Consider the following 16,123-nt stretch of genomic DNA (forward strand, 5'->3'; position numbering starts at 1 on the left):
CCGGCGCAGCACATTATTGACCCGCGCCATGACCGAGACGAGTTCTTCTTCCGTGCTGCTTTCAAGGTCCGGCCCGCGATAGCGGAACGTGGTCTGGAAGCTGCCATCCTTGTTGAGGACCACGCCCGGTGCGACCATGCAGGCCCAGGGGAGATAGTCGGCCAGCAGGACCGGGGTTTCTGCGTATTCTCTCAGATTCAGCATGTCAGATGCTCCTTGTGCCGCGTGGAGCGTGACGCGACGGCCATGAAATCCGGATCGCTCCGTGCCATGAACACAGCCGCCGAATGCCCCACCGCCCAGAGAACAAGCCCCGGTATCCAGAGCTGCAGGCCCAGGCCGACCGCTGCGGCGAGCGTCCCGATGGCGATGGCGGCCGTGCGGGGCGCGCCCGCCATCAGGATCGGCTCGGTCAGCGAGCGATGGAGAGGGATTTCATAGCCGTCGGCCACTAGATCAGCGCTCCACCGCCGAAGCTGAAGAAGGTCAGGAAGAACGAGGTCGCGGCGAAGGCGATGGAGAGGCCGAACACGATCTGGATCAGCTTGCGCATACCGCCGCTTGTCTCACCAAAGGCCAGCGTCAGGCCGGTGATGGTGATGATGATCACCGCTACAATGCGCGCGACCGGACCCTCGATCGAGGTCAGGATCTGATCGAGCGGGCCTTCCCACGGCATGCCGGAGCCTGCCGCATGGGCCGGGCCTGCGATCATGAGGCCAAGGCCGATACAGGCTGCGACCTGAACCGTTCGGTTCACGGTCTGGAGGTGGTTGTAGAGCGTCATAGGGTTTCTCCATGTTGGACGAGGGACAAAGAGCGGGAGACGAGCGGGGCGGTCTGGTAGCCCTCGCCGTCAAAGCCGGTGACGCGCAGCGCTTCTTCAACGCGGCGCTGGCCGCCCGCGCGGCTCATGAACACGACCACGTCAATCGCTTCCGCGATGAGGTCGAAGGGCGCGCGGGGCGTCGCTTCCAGCGTCAATTGTTCAAGCCGGGCCAATGCGCCGTGGGCGGAGTTCGCATGCAGCGTCGTGATCCCGCCGGGATGGCCGGTGTTCCAGGCCTTCAGGAGATCGAGCGCTTCGGCCCCGCGCACCTCGCCGACAATGATCCGGTCGGGACGCAGGCGCAGGGTTGAGCGGACAAGGTCCTGCAGGCTGGTGCTGCCGGGATGGGTGCGAAGCTGCACTACATTGGGCGCGGCACATCGAAGCTCGCGCGTGTCTTCGAGGATGACGATGCGGTCGTCATGGAGAGAGGGTTCGGCGAGCAAAGCGTTTGTGAAGGTCGTCTTGCCGGAGGACGTGCCGCCCGCGATCAGGATGTTCGCATGCGCCGCTATCGCGTCCTGTAACGCTTGTGCCAGCGCCGGCGCCAGCGCGCCCTGATCGACATAATCGCCGAGTTCAAACGGCGTCGTCGCAGGCTTGCGGATCGAAAAGCACGGCGCCGTCGAGACAGGTGGGAGAAGCCCCTCAAACCGCTCGCCGCTGCCGGGGAGCTCAGCAGAGACGATGGGGGCGGACCGATCACAGGCCTCGCCTATGCTGCTGGCGACAAGGCGGATGATCCGTTCGCGCGCAGTAGCAGGAATACTTTCGGCGCTGACCTCGACCCCTCGCCCGGCCCGTTCGATCCAGATCGAGCCGTCAGGGTTGGCGAGGATTTCGATGACGTCGTCAGCCTCCAGCGCTGCCCGCACCGCGCCTTCGCAGGCAGACCGCAGCATGGATACGCGTCGTTGGTCGGTCTCAAGCGTTCGGGCGGGTGCGGACATCGGGGGAGAGGCTCCTGTCGTTGCTGACAGGTCCAATCCTCTGATTTAACGCTAGTTTCTGATAGTTGGGAAAGTCGCAAATGATCGGGAAAGATCGAGAGGACTTGCAAGACGCCATTGGCCTATCAAGTCCGGGTGACCGGAGACGCGAGAGGGTTCGAATTCGGAGCTAAGAGAGTCCTCCCGCATGTAATGGGCGATTAGAACGCCGAGTAATCGCTCGCAGCGGCTCGCGAGTTTAAAGACGAAGACAGCACTTTTTGTACTTTTTGCCGCTACCACATGGGCAGAGATCATTGCGCCCGATCTTGCGGCGGGTCTTTTTGTCGGTTGTGAGGCGAATTTGGCGCAGCTTCTCTGCACCGGCCTGCAATTCTGGCAACTCTTCTGAAGAGATATCTTCCATTCTCACCCATTGCCAATCGACATCTCGAAGCTGATTGTCAGCATACGTTAGCTCAAGGAGTAAGCGTTCTCTTTCGCCAGCGATTAGCATATGTTCACGTGCCAGCCGTACAGAAACTTTGGCGTTTCTGATTGCGTCATCCCCGACATAGACTAGAGTTGTATTCCCAATATCCAGTCCGCCAACTGTTGAAAACGCGAGTGGCCGACCGCGGCCCAGTTGTTCACGAAGTTCGCGATCTATGCATTCAGAAATGTCCTTGCGTCCATCTCCGCTAAGATCAAGCAAATAGCTGGCAAGCCTAGACCTGCCTTTGCGATCTGAGCCGGCCAAAATTTCCAAAATTTCGATGAAACGCTCTGGAGCGTCTTGACGCAGGGGACACGGAAACGTTGGATCATGTAACCGTTCCGAAAAAAATTTATCGATTGCCGAGTGATATCCGGAGAAATTTATGGTCGCACCTGCGTCGGCAAAGCGCTCTTGGGCATAATCAGCATAGCGATTGTGTTTTAGATAAAGACCAAGGTGATCAAGCTCGTCGTCAAGTTCCAGAAGTTCCGAAGCGAAAGCTGCGTTACGTTGCTCGACGTAATGAAGAAACTCCAGTGGGCTTGAAAATACGTTGCTATAGACGCGTAGATCATCCACAGAGATTGGCCAGATAGCCCGGCTACCTACGTTGATACCCAGCCGTCCTAGATGCTGAGCTTGCGCCGCCATTTCCGTGAAGGGATCCAGTGTTACGGTGCAAATAGTGACTTGACGGAAATCGGTCCTGCATAGCAAGCCAATTGCATTATGGTCAGCGTCGTAAAGCTCAACGCTTTCAGCCGAATTCAGGTACTCGAGGAAACGTTGTCCTTGCGTTGCGGGTCGCAGAAGTAGCGTTTTCAGAGAGCTGATGTAGGCTTCAAAGTCCGTTGCCGGAGGCGTGTGTGTGAACGCTCCGCCTTTGCTTTCGACAATGAAAAGATGATCATCGTATACGACCAGTCCGTCCGTCTCGCACCATTCTTTTTTTGTGTGACCAGGTTTGGGAATCCACTTGTAGTACGCCGACTTAAAGACAGTCGATCCGGGAAGAAGTGCAGCTAGCTGTGCTAATGGTAGTTCTTCAGCAACCGCTTGCTGCCGCACATTCCAAGTCTCCTGATAGTCGGGCTTCTTACGCCGTATGACCCGGCTCATGATACGATAAATGTTGTCACACAGACTGTGGAGGTCAAAGCAACACGCTCTTCCGTCAATACAAATGAAGGGCCGCTTGAATGTCGGCCAAACGCGCAACGGCCAACCCGGGAACGGGCCATTTGCAAAGAAGTCGGTATCCTCGCCCGGACCCCATGTAAGTTCGTCAACCAGATCATTGGACAGAATTGTCAGCTTTCTGACATCGTATAGGTCAAGCCCGATCCATAGCGAGCCAACTCGTTCTCGTCGGTCCCCCCAGTTGTTCTCAGCAATCACATTTTCGAATATTTCCTCAAAGGTTTTGTTGCCATATTGGCCAGTCTGAACTTTCGTAGTCACTGCATTCAGCGAATCTTGTCGAAATGATTCCATTTCTTCGAATGCGATCTGGATGCCTTTCGTCAATGAGGCGACGATCTTCATGATTTCGTCAACGAACGTGTCAGCGCTGATCCCGAACATTTCTTCCATGACGTCCGAGTGGGGCGCGAAGAGATCACGCAAATGTGCCTCCTCCAGAACCTGATACCGTTCTCCACGAACGTTACACCAGTACATTTGGGCCTTGAAGAAGAACTCCTCGAACTTCAGGTCTAACGCTGGGTCCTCTTTCAGCGCTTTTGCCGTACGGCAAATCTGGTAGGAGGTGTTCAACTTCATGAAGAGCGCATCGACACTCTCGCGAAGCTGATTCCAGTCTTCTTCGGTAACTTCAGGTTTGACGACTGGCGCTGGCGGTACGGACGCAATGATACTTTGAATGTAGTCTACCATCCGCATCGCTAAAGCGTCCTCTGGCCCAACGTCCGCTTCAGCGTTGACGCCCATATGACGCGCAGCAAGTTCCCACCAAGCGCGGTGCAGTAATTGGCTCGCGGGTAGTTGGCTGACTTGTGTTGCTATGCCGATCACAAGCGAATCGATTTCGGCTACGACAGCATCAAATGCTTCAGCTTGTTTTGCCTGCAGTTCCGCAAGTTGTTCGGCCGTGAGGTGTGATTGCCAGACAACGTCCTTTCCGAACCGTGCAACAGTCAGCGCTTCGTTTCCAAAGACCTCGTCAGGCCTTGCCCGGCGCGCTTTTTTTCTCTTGCGGCGTTTCAACGACAGACCTTTCTTATTTTTGAAATCGCGAAGATAACTCAGGTTGCTTTCAATGTATCATGCGAAGTGCCCGACGATTCGGATAAAGTGCACAGACAACGGGGTTGCTCACGATCATCGCCCACGATGAAATAATTAGTTCTCGAGAATTTTTCTCGGCCTGAGCAGCCCGTCTAATTGGCACCGACGGCGACCATGATCTTCCTACTGAGAATCATGTGTTGAAGGCGGAAAAACCCGCTTTGACAACGGTTCATCGGACGCAACGCGCCTCGCGACCTGATCGATAAAAAACTCGAACCTCCGCTGGCCGAGGATCTGGGCCGCGTCGCGCTCGGCTTCGGGTATCGGGTCTGTTCGGGTCAGCCAGTAAAGGACGAACTGGCCGAGGGTTTCGAGGCAGAGCGCTAGGTCCCGCTCCATGGCGTTCTGACGTTTCTCAATCCGGCCGACGCGCTGCAGAAGGAGATCGTCCCGAGCTGCATTGCGCTGAGGATCGAGATAGGCTCTCAGCGCATCTTCCATGATCGCGGATTTCGTCGCGCCGGGCGCAAGTACCATCTCTTCAAGTATACGATGCATCTCGTGGGAGAGGCGAATGTTGACGCGTGGCTTCATGGTCAGAATTTCGGAAAGAAGTCGCCGTCTGCGCGGTCCATGCCAAGGGCGCGCTCTGCGGGTTTCAGCGTCTTGACGGCCAGATCATCCAGATCGCTGTCTCTTGCTTCCTGTTCAGGCTCTTGTGCTGGCTCAGGAGTGTCGCGCTCCGGCGGATCGAGGCTGGGCGTCTGGCTGTGTTGCAGTCCTCCCTCGTCAGAGCCAGTATCTTTGTCCGCAAACGACGCGACTTCTGCTTTTGCCAGCACGCCATCCCAGTCATGTTTGCGTTGCTCAGGCAGGACCGGATCGACGGGCGGCGGCTGAACCCGCGAGGTGAAGTTCCTGTCTTCGAAATAGCGAAGCTTCTTCGCCTTCAATGGCCGCGCGCCGGAGACCATGACGAGTTCTTCGTCAGGGGGCAGCTGCATCACCTCGCCGGGTGTGAGGAGCGGCCTTTGGGTTTCCTGGGCCGAGACCATGACATGGGAGAGCCAGGGCGCGAGGCGATGGCCGGCATAGTTGCGCTGCGCGCGTTGCTGCGTGGTTGTTCCGAGGGCATCAGATATGCGCTTGGCGGTGCGCTCGTCATTGGTCGCAAAGGCGATGCGTACATGGCAATTGTCGAGAATGGCATTGTTCGGCCCATAGGCCTTTTCGATCTGGTTCAGCGACTGGGCGATGAGATAGGCCCGCATGCCATAGCCCGCCATGAAGGCGAGCGCGCTTTCGAAGAAGTCAAGCCGTCCGAGCGCCGGAAACTCATCCAGCATCATCAACACCTTGTGGCGGCGCTCACCCTTTCTGGGCAGCTCCTCTGTCAGCCTGCGTCCGATCTGATTCAGGATCAGCCGCACGAGCGGCTTGGTGCGGGATATGTCGGAGGGCGGGATGACGAGATAGAGCGAGCATGGGTGTTTCCCATCGATAAGGTCAGCAATGCGCCAGTCACTGGCGCTGGTGGCGCGGGCGATGACCGGGTCGCGATAAAGCCCCAGAAAACTCATGGCGGTGGAGAGAACGCCGGATCGCTCATTCTCGGACTTGTTCAGGAGTTCGCGGGCCGCCTGCGCCACAATCGGGTGCACAGCGTCGCCCAGATGCGGGGTATTCATCATGGCTGACAGGGTCGCCTCGAAGCTGCGCTCCGGATCGGACAGGAACCGCGCGCAACCAGCCAGCGTCTTGTCTTCTTCGGCATAGAGCACGTGCAGGATGACACCGACCAGGAGCGCATGCCCGGTCTTCTCCCAGTGATTGCGGCGCTCCAGCGAGCCTTCCGGGTCGACCAGGATATCGGCGATGTTCTGAACATCGCGCACTTCATTGTCGCCCTGTCGCACCTCCATGAGCGGATTGAACCGAACCGAGCCTGCATCCGTCGGCTCAAAGCGCAGGCAATGGGAAAAGCGCGACCGCCAGCCTGAGGTCAGATCCCAGTTCTCACCCTTGATGTCGTGTATGACCGCGCTGCCGGTCCAGCCGAGAAGGGTTGGTACAACCAGCCCCACACCCTTGCCGGAGCGGGTCGGCGCGAAGGCCATGACGTGTTCGGGGCCGTCATGGCGCAGATAGGCGGATTTCCAGCGCCCGAGAAACACACCGTCCTCGACCAGCAGGCCTGCTTTGCTCACATCGCGCGCGCTTGCCCATCGGGCGGAGCCATAGGTGGTCAGGTGCTTCTTTGATCGCGCCCGCAGCAGCGAGCCGATCACGGCGACCACCGCGCCCAGAAACCCGCCACCCGCCGCCATCAATCCGCCGCGCGCAAACACGCCCGGCGCATAGGCTTCGTAGGCGTACCACCACTGGAACAGACGCCAGGGGCGATAGATGGGCGTATCGCCAAGCATGAACCAGGGTCGTCCAAGCCCCGGCTGGTAGCCAAGCGCCCCTGCGGTCCACTGGGTCGCGCCCCAGATCGAGAACAGGATGATCAGGCAAACCAGACAGAAGGTGCCGATAAGAACTTTTGTGCCGGTCATGGTGCGCTCCGAACAGACAAGGGGAGCGCTCAAGCATCAGCCAAAGCGAAGCCATCGCCCAGACGGGAAAGGCGCAAGAATTCGCAAGGCAAGGACTAGGCGGCTTTCAACTGTGAAGCGTCATTTTCCCGATTGCGAGAATCGTTAATCCCGCCTAACGTGCGTGTGCAACCAGTTTCTGTGTGAGCAAAGTTACTGGATCAATCATGTCGGCAGGAGGACATGGTCGGAATGAACAAGTCGGAGCTTCGCTGGGGCGTCGAGCGGCGTCTCGAATTCATCGAGTTCCGGCTATATTGGGAGGGGCATGTGAACCGCGGCGATGTGATGGAAGTTTTCGGCGTTTCGGTGAACCAGGCTTCGACCGATCTCAACCGCTATCTCGAGCTCGCGCCGGGCAACATGCTCTACGACAAGAGCGAACGCACTTATGTGCGCGGCGATCACTTTGCGCCGAAGTTTCTGCAGCCCGATGCGGGGCGATATCTATCACAGCTTCATTTGCTGGATCAGGGGATTGTGGAGCGGTCCGACGCCTGGCTCGGCAGTCTCCCGGAATTCGAAGCCTCGCCTACCCCAGCGCGCGGCGTCGAGGCCCCGATCCTCCGTTCGGTCCTGAGGGCTATCGAGAACCGAGAGGCCATTGAGGTTCGCTACCAGTCTATGTCGCAGCCTGAACCGGCATGGCGCTGGATCGCACCCCACGCGCTCGGATTTGACGGGTTCCGCTGGCATGCCCGGGCGTGGTGTTTCAAGGACGCTGCCTTCAAGGACTTTGTGCTTTCGCGGATCCTGAAAGACCGCGCGCGCAAACCATCAGAGATTGATCCGCAAACGGATCGCAACTGGCACAAGACGGTCGATCTGGTGATCGCCCCGCACCCGGACCTCTCGGATGCCCAAAAGGCCGCCGTGGCTCTCGACTATGGAATGACCGACGGTCACGCGACACTAACCGTCAGAAACGCCATGCTCTACTACTCGCTGCGGCGTCTTGGCCTCGACACGGATCCTTCAGTGCGCGAACCGAAGGACCAGCAAATCGTCTTAAAGAACCGGCTGGACACCGCTGGTTTCGCAACCACCAATCTGACGTGAGTGAAATGCCATGAAAGCATTCGACTTCGACCAGCATTTGATCACGGCATACGAACGGTTCTCGCGTTCCTTCACCTCAATCCGATCAGATGACCTGAGAGCTGAAATAGATCGGCAATATGACGAAGGGCGCTTCTGGCCTGAGGCGTTGCTGTCGCTCAATCCCCGATATCGGTCGGACAAAAACATCGATGAACTTGTAGCCACGGGTGATCTGGATGACGCCACTGGCAGGGTCTTTCGTTTTGGCGACGTTCCGATGACCTTCTATCGGCACCAGGCCGAAGCCATCGCCAAGGCGAAAGCAGGCAAGAGTTTCGTCGTCACGACCGGCACGGGATCAGGAAAATCCATGTGCTTCTTTGTGCCGGTGGTGGATGCAATTATTCGGGCTTTGCGGGCAGGAAAGCCAAGAAAGACGAGAGCCATCATCGTTTATCCAATGAACGCGCTGGCGAATAGTCAATTGAAGGAGATCGACAAGTTCATCAGCCAGTCGGGCCTTCCGGAGAATATCCGTCCAGTGATCAAGCGATATACTGGTCAGGAAAGCCAGGAGGAACGCCAGAAAATTGCAGCCAATCCTCCTGATATTCTGCTTACCAACTACATGATGGCAGAACTGCTTCTGACACGGCAGGACAAGCTAGATGCGCAAGTGGTCGAGAACGCGAGTGGCTTGGAATTCATCATCCTTGATGAGCTTCACACCTACAGGGGACGCCAAGGTGCAGACGTTGCTGTTCTTGTGCGACGCCTTCGCGACCGGTGCGCGCCAGACAAAGCCCCTGTCTGCATCGGTACTTCCGCGACTATGGCGTCCGAGGGCTCAGAAGAAAGTCGGGCCGTTGCGGTCGCAAAGGTCGCCTCTCGTTTGTTCGGCGCTGACATTGGCCCCGATGCCGTCATCGATGAGTCCCTGCAGCGCGCGACGGATGACAAGATCACTCTATCAGATGCTGTCGCTTCACTGCCAGCCGTGCTGGGGGACGACCTTCCCGAAACACTAGATGACTCTACGCTCAGAACCCATGCGCTGGCGGTTTGGGCCGAGCTTGCGCTTGGTCTGGATGACGGCCTCGAGCTCAAACGACAGAAGCCAATGCCTTTTCAGGATGCCGTTGATCGACTCGTGGCGGACAGTGGTTTGGATTCTGAAAAGTGCAAGAGCGTTCTGCAGGAGTTTCTGACCAAAGTCAGCCTGCCAGAATTCGAAAGAGGCGGAAGCGGAGACCGCGCCTTTCTCGCCTTCAAGCTTCACCGCTTCATCTCGGGCGCAGGTGAAGTCTTTACCACCCTGACGAAACAGCCCCGAACGGTTCTGTTTGAAGGGCAGCTCGAAGATCCCACTTCACCAGGCAACCGCCTGTATCCAACGCGTTTCTGCAGAAATTGCGGTCAAGAATATCACGTCGTTACGAAGACTGACGATGATGGCCATACGAAATTTCTGCCGCGAGGGATCGACGATACGCCACTTGAGTCTGAAGACGGATCAGAAGTGGCTGGGTATCTCTGCCCCGTGCCAGACGGCGACTCCGATTTCGTATTCAATGGCGATCTCACCACTTATCCGGAAAGCTGGCTGGAAGAACGCAATGGCGTGGAACGGTTGCGATCTTATCGAAGGCCGCGCGCTCCGGTGTCATTTCTTGTGGAGCCAGACGGGCGTCACGGTTCAGGTGGCCGGGAGTTCTTTTTTATACCCGGCAAATTCGCGTTCTGCCTGTGCTGTCAGGACGAACCCAATCAAGGCATGCGGGAGCGAAGCAAACTTGCGGGCTTGTCGGGTGAAGGCCGAAGCTCGGCGACGACGCTGTTGGTCTCGAGCGCCCTTGAATGGATGAATTCGACCGAGAGTGGTGTTCCGGAGACAAAACGAAAGCTTCTCGGCTTTACGGATAACCGTCAGGACGCGGCGCTGCAGTCTGGTCATTTCAATGACTTTCTTTTCGTCAGTCTCCTCCGCGGCGCGATTTTGCGGGCTATAGTTGACGATGGCGATGACGGCCTCAGCGAGGATGAGTTTGGTCTCAGGGTCGTTAAGGCGCTTGGCTTTGTCTCTTCCAATGCCGGCGCCCGGGTTCATTGGATGCTGGATCCGTCAGCAGGCGCGGTTATTCGCGAGGATGCACAGCGCGCGCTCGCAAAAGTGCTTGCCCATCGGGTCTGGACAGATCTTCGTCGCGGTTGGCGGTACACAAATCCCAGCCTCTCAGTTCTCAATCTGATTGATGTGCGATTTGTTGGCCTCGAGGAAATCGCCCACGACCGCGAGCGGATGATGGCTGTACTTCCGGAGTTGGGAGAGGTCTCGGCCGAGCAACGACAGAAGCTCCTGAAAGAACTGCTCAATGCAATGCTCGCCGGTCTCGCTGTGAACACAGAGTCTCTCGACCTGGCGGTGCTCGACGGCGTGGCGCAAAAATCTCGATCGCTGCTCCGTTCTCCATGGGCAATCGACAGCAAGGAGAAGCCGAGGGGGCGGGCGTCGCTGGTCCAGCGCGCTCCAGGCAAGGGCGTGGTCAGCCTGCGCGAAGAGCAAACGCTCCTCCGTGCAGGTCACAATTCCCGTATCGCCAGACTGATAAACAAGAAGAGCGTTATTGGAACAAAACTTGGCAAGAACGATTATCTGGATTTCCTAGGACGTCTTCTCGAACTTCTGTCTGATGAAGGTCTCGTTGTTCCCGTCGAGATCGACACCAATGTCATGGGCTGGCGGCTCACACCGTCGGCTGTCCGACTCGTGCCCGGTGCCGCACTCCAGGACGCGGCTGCGCGTGGCAATGAGTATTTCCATAACCTGTATCTCACCATTGCGAACGATCTCGCCCTGGGGAGCAGCGCCTATTGGGGGCTGGAAGGTCGGGAACACACCGCGCAAGTATCTCAAAAGCAACGCGAATGGCGCGAATGGCGGTTCCGGTTCGAGAACGACGACCAGACCAATCTGCAGGGGTCTGAATACAGAACCGAGATAAAGGCCACAGGTGAGTCGGACCAGTTCCTACCGGCGCTCTTTTGTTCTCCGACAATGGAGCTCGGTGTTGATATCTCAGCACTGAACGCGGTTTACCTCCGCAACGTGCCGCCAACCCCGGCAAACTATGCGCAGCGCGCGGGACGTGCCGGGCGCTCGGGTCAGGCTGCCGTAGTGGTCGCCTATTGCGCCTCAGGGTCACCACACGATCAATATTTCTTCGAGCGCCGCAACGATATGGTTGCCGGCGTTGTGAGGCCGCCTGCGCTCGACATCACAAATGAAGAGCTTGTTCGCTCCCATCTTCATGCGGTCTGGCTTGCCGAATCAAAGCTCGCCCTGTCCCCGGACATTCCAGAAATACTCGATCTTCAGACGGAGAATTTCCCGCTCAAAGACGACATATTGAGCGCGATAAACAAACCATCGCTCGTCTCATCAGCCGTGGGGCCCATGAAACGCGTGCTGCATGCCATTCTGGCGGCGGACGGGGGGGCGCTTCCTACATGGATGGACGACGCCGATGACTTTGTTCTGAAGGTGGCCATGGAGGCGCCGAGATCGTTTGATCAAGCGTTTGGCCGATGGCGGGAGCTCTACAAGTCGGCACGCAGTCAACTTTCCGAGGCCAATGCGCGATCAGAGATCACAGGACTCTCCGGAGCTGACCGGCGGAAGATAAAGTCTGCGCAAATTCAGGCCAGTGATCAGATTACCATCCTCGAGCAAGGCAAAGCATCGAATGGTTCGGACTTCTATTCGTATCGGTACTTGGCAACCGAGGGCTTTTTGCCGGGGTATAATTTTCCGCGTTTGCCACTTTACGCCTTTATTCCGGGTGAAGACAAAACCGGGTCGTTTTTATCGCGCGCCCGGTTTCTCGCTATTTCCGAGTTTGGCCCACGTAGTCTGATTTATCATGAGGGCCGCGCCTACCGCGTGATGAAAGCGAAGCTCCCTCCTGAGGCGCGGGGCGGGGACGGTTCAGAACTTGCGACAAAGGATATCTTCATCTGCCAGGAGTGCGGCGCTTGCCATGAAGGTGAGGTCGAGCGTTGCCATGGCTGCAATGCACATATGGCCAATGAAGTACCGATTAAGCGAACTCTTCGGATCGACAATGTAGAGGCGATGCCGACCGAGCGCATTTCGGCAAATGACGAAGAGCGTGTGCGGCAGGGCTTTGACATTCAAACGGTCTTCTCATGGCCGCGCAAGGAGGGACAAATTCAGGTCACCGAGGCCGACTATCGGTGTGGAGAAGCAAGTCTGCTGGCGCTCCAGTATGCGAACAGCGCCGAAATCAGTCGGTTGAACAAAGGCCTGAAACGTCGTCGCGACCAAACCGTCTTTGGCTTCTACATTGATCCCCGAACCGGGTACTGGGCCAAGTCCGAAGATGAAGACGCGGAAACAGACGCAGCACCAGACGTTGTAAAGCCAGTCCGCATTGTGCCGATAGTCCGTGATCACAAGAATGCACTTCTCGTCCGGATCAAAGAGCCACAAGCCTATGCACCTGCAACGATCACGACACTCCAGCATGCCCTGCTCAGGGGTATCGAAGTCGTCTACCAGCTGGAGGAAGGTGAAGTGCTGGGCGAGCCTCTACCGGCTCGCGATAATCGCCGGGCGATTTTGGCGTATGAGGCTACAGAGGGTGGCGCGGGCGTCCTGACCCGTCTGATCGATGATCCCAAAGCGATAGCTGAGGTGGCGAGGACAGCATTGGAGCTGATGCACTTTGAGAACATTGAGAAGGCGATTAGCGATGGCGATGCGACATTGCTCACGGACGCTGACGATGAAGCGTGCGTCAGAGGCTGTTATCGGTGCCTGCTCTCATACTTCAACCAGCCCGATCATGAACAGATCGATCGGGCCAGCGATGAAGTGAAGCAGTTGCTTGTAGATCTTGCTCGAGGCGAGACCGTGCTCCAGCAACAAACTAAACCAGATGCGGCGGCTCATCTCTGGCTGAGCGCTTTTGCGGCCGCCAACTTGCCGGAACCCGATGCTCTGCATTTTGAAATCGGAGAAGCGTCGATCGAATATGGCTGGAAAACACATCGCGTCGCGGCGACTTTGAAGCCTCTCACGGATCCGCTGGCCGAACAGGCTCAAGCCCAGGGGTGGGAGCTGGTATTTCTGCCCTCAAGTCCGGGTGAGGGACTTCCGCCAGAGCTGGTTGAATTGCTGGGGGGCAACGCATGAGGGTCAACGTCTCGCCAGGCGATATCGTGCGTGCGCGAGGACGGGAGTGGGTCGCACTGCCGCCACCAGATGGTGATGTGTTGGCGCTTCGGCCTTTGTCCGGCAACGAAAACGACGTGGTGTTGCTGAACCCCGACCTTGAGCTGACGGCGGTCGAACCGGCCCGCTTCGACTTGCCTGCAGACGCCGCGCGCACCGTTCAAGCCAAGGCCGCCCTTTTGAGCGATGCATTGAGGCTTACACTGCGACGCGGTGCAGGTCCTTTCAGATCGGCGGCCCATCTATCTTTCGAGCCTCGCACCTACCAGTTGGTTCCGCTTCTTATGGCCTTGAGGCTCCAGGTGCCACGGCTGCTCATCGCTGATGATGTGGGGATCGGAAAAACCATCGAAGCAGGATTGATCCTCCGCGAGCTCATGGATCGGGGCGAGGTAGATTCGTTCTCAGTGCTTTGTCCGCCGCATCTGGTGGATCAATGGCTCATTGAACTCAAAGACCGGTTCGGGATTGATGCGGTCCCGGTAACCTCGGGGACAGCGACCCGGCTCGAACGTAATCTGCCTCTCGCGCAAACACTCTTTGACGCGTTTCCGTTTACGGTTGTCAGTCTCGACTACATCAAAGCGGAGAAGCGGCGGGACGGGTTTGCAAGGGCGTGTCCTGACTTTGTCATAGTTGATGAAGCTCACGCCTGCGTCGGGACCCACAAGGGCAAGCAGCAGCGTTTCGACCTTCTTCAGGGGCTGGCAAAAGACGCCAATCGCCGACTGATAATGCTGACCGCCACACCGCATTCAGGTGATGAAGAGGCATTTGCGCGGCTTCTGTCACTAATTGATGAGGAATTCGCGAGCGCAGACTTTGACAATACGCGCTATCGAGAGCGCCTTGCACGGCATTTTGTCCAGCGCAGACGTGTGGACCTGATTGAAGGAGACTGGGACGAGACGCGGTCCTTTCCAAAACATGAGACCACGGAATTCTCCTATCGGTTGACGGGACCGCATCTCGATTTCCAGGAGTCGGTTATCGACTATTGTCTGGGAGTCGTTTCGCGCGCCGGCAACCAAAGACGGGATCAAAGATTAGCGTTCTGGGGAACGCTTGCGCTGATGCGCTGCGTTGGGTCGTCACCGGCTGCGGCGCTCAGTGCCCTGAGGAACCGCGCCAGCAATGAGACTGAGCGCCTCGAACCCCGGATATACGACGAAGACGGCGATGACGAAGATGCCGTTGACCTCGAGCCGGGCACGGTCTTCACATCGGATCCTGAACTTCTTGCACTACTCGATCGAGCATCAGGGCTCACAACCGAGACAGACCCGAAAATTGACGCGCTCGTCAGTACTTTGAAACCTCTGATCAAAGACGGGGCAAACCCGGTCGTGTTTTGCCGTTATCTGGCAACTGCGGAATATGTGAAGGAACGGCTTCGCAAAGCTTTTGGCAAACTCACGGTGGAGGTTGTGACCGGCGAGCTGACGCCGGATGAGCGGCGCGACCGTGTCGCCGAAATGGCCTCTGAGGATTCGCAGAAGGACACGCAGCGCATTCTTGTGGCCACCGACTGCCTGTCGGAAGGCATCAATCTTCAGCAACTCTTCGACACCGTGGTTCACTACGATCTTTCGTGGAATCCCACGCGCCACCAGCAGCGGGAGGGCCGCGTTGACCGCTTTGGTCAGCCTGCTGAACTGGTTCGGTCCATCATGATGTTCTCCCCCGACAGCGCGATCGACGGCGCAGTTCTGGACGTCATCTTGCGAAAGGCAGAAGAGATCAGAAAAGCAACCGGCGTCACCGTTCCGCTGCCGGAAGAACGTGGAGCGGTCACAGACGCATTGATGGCGTCGATGATGCTGCGTCGCGGCGGGCAGCAACAACTCGCGCTCGACCTACGTCTTGAAGACGGCACACGGGCCATTGAGACGCGTTGGCGCGATGCCAGCGAGAATGAAAAGAAATCACGCGCGCGATTTGCCCAGAATGCCATGAAGCCGGGTGAAGTCGCACCGGAATGGAACAAGGTGAAAGACCTGCTCGGCTCGCCTGATGACGCTCGGCAGTTCGTTGACCGGGCCATGTCGAAATTTGGCGTACCGCTCGAGAAGAAGGGCCCGGTCCATCTCGCGCATGTGCACGCCCTGGAGCCAAGCCTGAAAGAAAAACTGGATCAGCGCGGGCTCACGGGGTCAGTGAGGCTTGCCACCGCCGAACCTGCGCCTTCGGGAACCAGTCTTCTGACGCGGACCCATCCCTTGACATCCGCTTTGGCGGAAAGCCTGCTCGAAGCCTCTCTCGAACCTGAATCATTGCCAGATCTAGGTATTGGCCGTGTTGGTGCCTGGCCAACTCCAGCGGTCACCGTCGTGACGCGGATTGCCCTACTGCGTCTGCGATACAAGCTGACCATTCACGCCAGAAAAGAAAGACTGCTCCTCGCTGAGGAAGCCGCGCTTGTTGCCCTGCAGGGCGATAAGATCGTTGCGTCTGGAAACGCCGTCCGGGACTGGCTCAGCACACCGGCGACAGCGGACCTCGCCGACATTGCACGCAAGAGACTGACCGATGCAGCCAAAGCCGATCTGCCGATGATGCTTGCGGGTCCGCTGGCAGACTTCATCCGGCAGCGTGCGGAGGAACTCGTCGAAGATCATGCCCGCTTGCGCGCCGCCGCTGGGGCCGCCTCCAGGGTTAGCGTCGAACCAGTGCTGCCGCCGGATGTTATCGGGCTCTTCGTTCTCATACCGGACGGAGCCTAAG

10 protein-coding genes are annotated in these 16,123 nt (G+C 57.8%); 3 read left to right on the forward strand and 7 right to left on the reverse strand.

Features of this window, described 5'->3' with window-relative positions; translation table 11 throughout:
* From HY2_RS02835 to HY2_RS02865, 7 genes are all read right to left on the reverse strand, one after another.
* Window positions 1-204, reverse strand: a 204-nt coding sequence (locus HY2_RS02835; RefSeq protein WP_034824547.1) for a hypothetical protein, incomplete at its 3' end; no start/stop codon positions are given.
* Window positions 198-452: a VirB3 family type IV secretion system protein gene (locus tag HY2_RS02840; protein WP_034824549.1), complete on the reverse strand. Its 255-nt coding sequence runs from the start codon at window positions 450-452 to the stop codon at window positions 198-200. The genes HY2_RS02840 and HY2_RS02835, both read right to left, overlap by 7 nt.
* Window positions 452-787, reverse strand: coding sequence for a TrbC/VirB2 family type IV secretion system protein (locus HY2_RS02845; protein ID WP_034824551.1), 336 nt, complete (start codon window positions 785-787; stop codon window positions 452-454). The genes HY2_RS02840 and HY2_RS02845 overlap by 1 nt, the downstream gene beginning before the upstream one ends.
* Entirely contained in the window at window positions 784-1,779 is a 996-nt protein-coding gene (gene trbB, locus HY2_RS02850; RefSeq protein WP_034824553.1) for a P-type conjugative transfer ATPase TrbB, read from the reverse strand. Before trbB ends, HY2_RS02845 begins: the two co-directional genes overlap by 4 nt.
* A gap of 238 nt (window positions 1,780-2,017) precedes the next feature.
* Complete coding sequence (locus tag HY2_RS02855) at window positions 2,018-4,483, reverse strand: SEC-C metal-binding domain-containing protein (protein ID WP_051594650.1); 2,466 nt, start codon at window positions 4,481-4,483, stop codon at window positions 2,018-2,020.
* A 204-nt stretch (window positions 4,484-4,687) separates the two neighbouring features.
* Window positions 4,688-5,101: a ribbon-helix-helix domain-containing protein gene (locus HY2_RS02860; protein WP_034824558.1), complete on the reverse strand. Its 414-nt coding sequence runs from the start codon at window positions 5,099-5,101 to the stop codon at window positions 4,688-4,690.
* A 2-nt stretch (window positions 5,102-5,103) separates the two neighbouring features.
* Complete coding sequence (locus HY2_RS02865; RefSeq protein ID WP_034824560.1) at window positions 5,104-7,065, reverse strand: conjugal transfer protein TraG; 1,962 nt, start codon at window positions 7,063-7,065, stop codon at window positions 5,104-5,106.
* Between the two features lie 231 nt (window positions 7,066-7,296).
* Between HY2_RS02865 and HY2_RS02870 the strand changes: the two genes are divergently transcribed.
* Genes HY2_RS02870 through HY2_RS02880 form a run of 3 tightly spaced genes read left to right on the forward strand, consistent with a single transcriptional unit; the run spans window position 7,297 to window position 16,122 of the window.
* Complete coding sequence (locus HY2_RS02870) at window positions 7,297-8,163, forward strand: helix-turn-helix transcriptional regulator (RefSeq protein ID WP_034824672.1); 867 nt, start codon at window positions 7,297-7,299, stop codon at window positions 8,161-8,163.
* 10 nt (window positions 8,164-8,173) lie between these two features.
* Complete coding sequence (locus tag HY2_RS02875) at window positions 8,174-13,360, forward strand: DEAD/DEAH box helicase (RefSeq protein ID WP_034824561.1); 5,187 nt, start codon at window positions 8,174-8,176, stop codon at window positions 13,358-13,360.
* Window positions 13,357-16,122, forward strand: a complete 2,766-nt coding sequence (locus HY2_RS02880) for a DEAD/DEAH box helicase (RefSeq protein WP_034824563.1) — start codon at window positions 13,357-13,359, stop codon at window positions 16,120-16,122. The genes HY2_RS02875 and HY2_RS02880 overlap by 4 nt, the downstream gene beginning before the upstream one ends.
* The last annotated feature ends 1 nt before the right edge of the window (window position 16,123 follow it).

The organism is Hyphomonas pacifica (assembly GCF_000682675.1).
GTDB lineage: Bacteria > Pseudomonadota > Alphaproteobacteria > Caulobacterales > Hyphomonadaceae > Hyphomonas > Hyphomonas pacifica.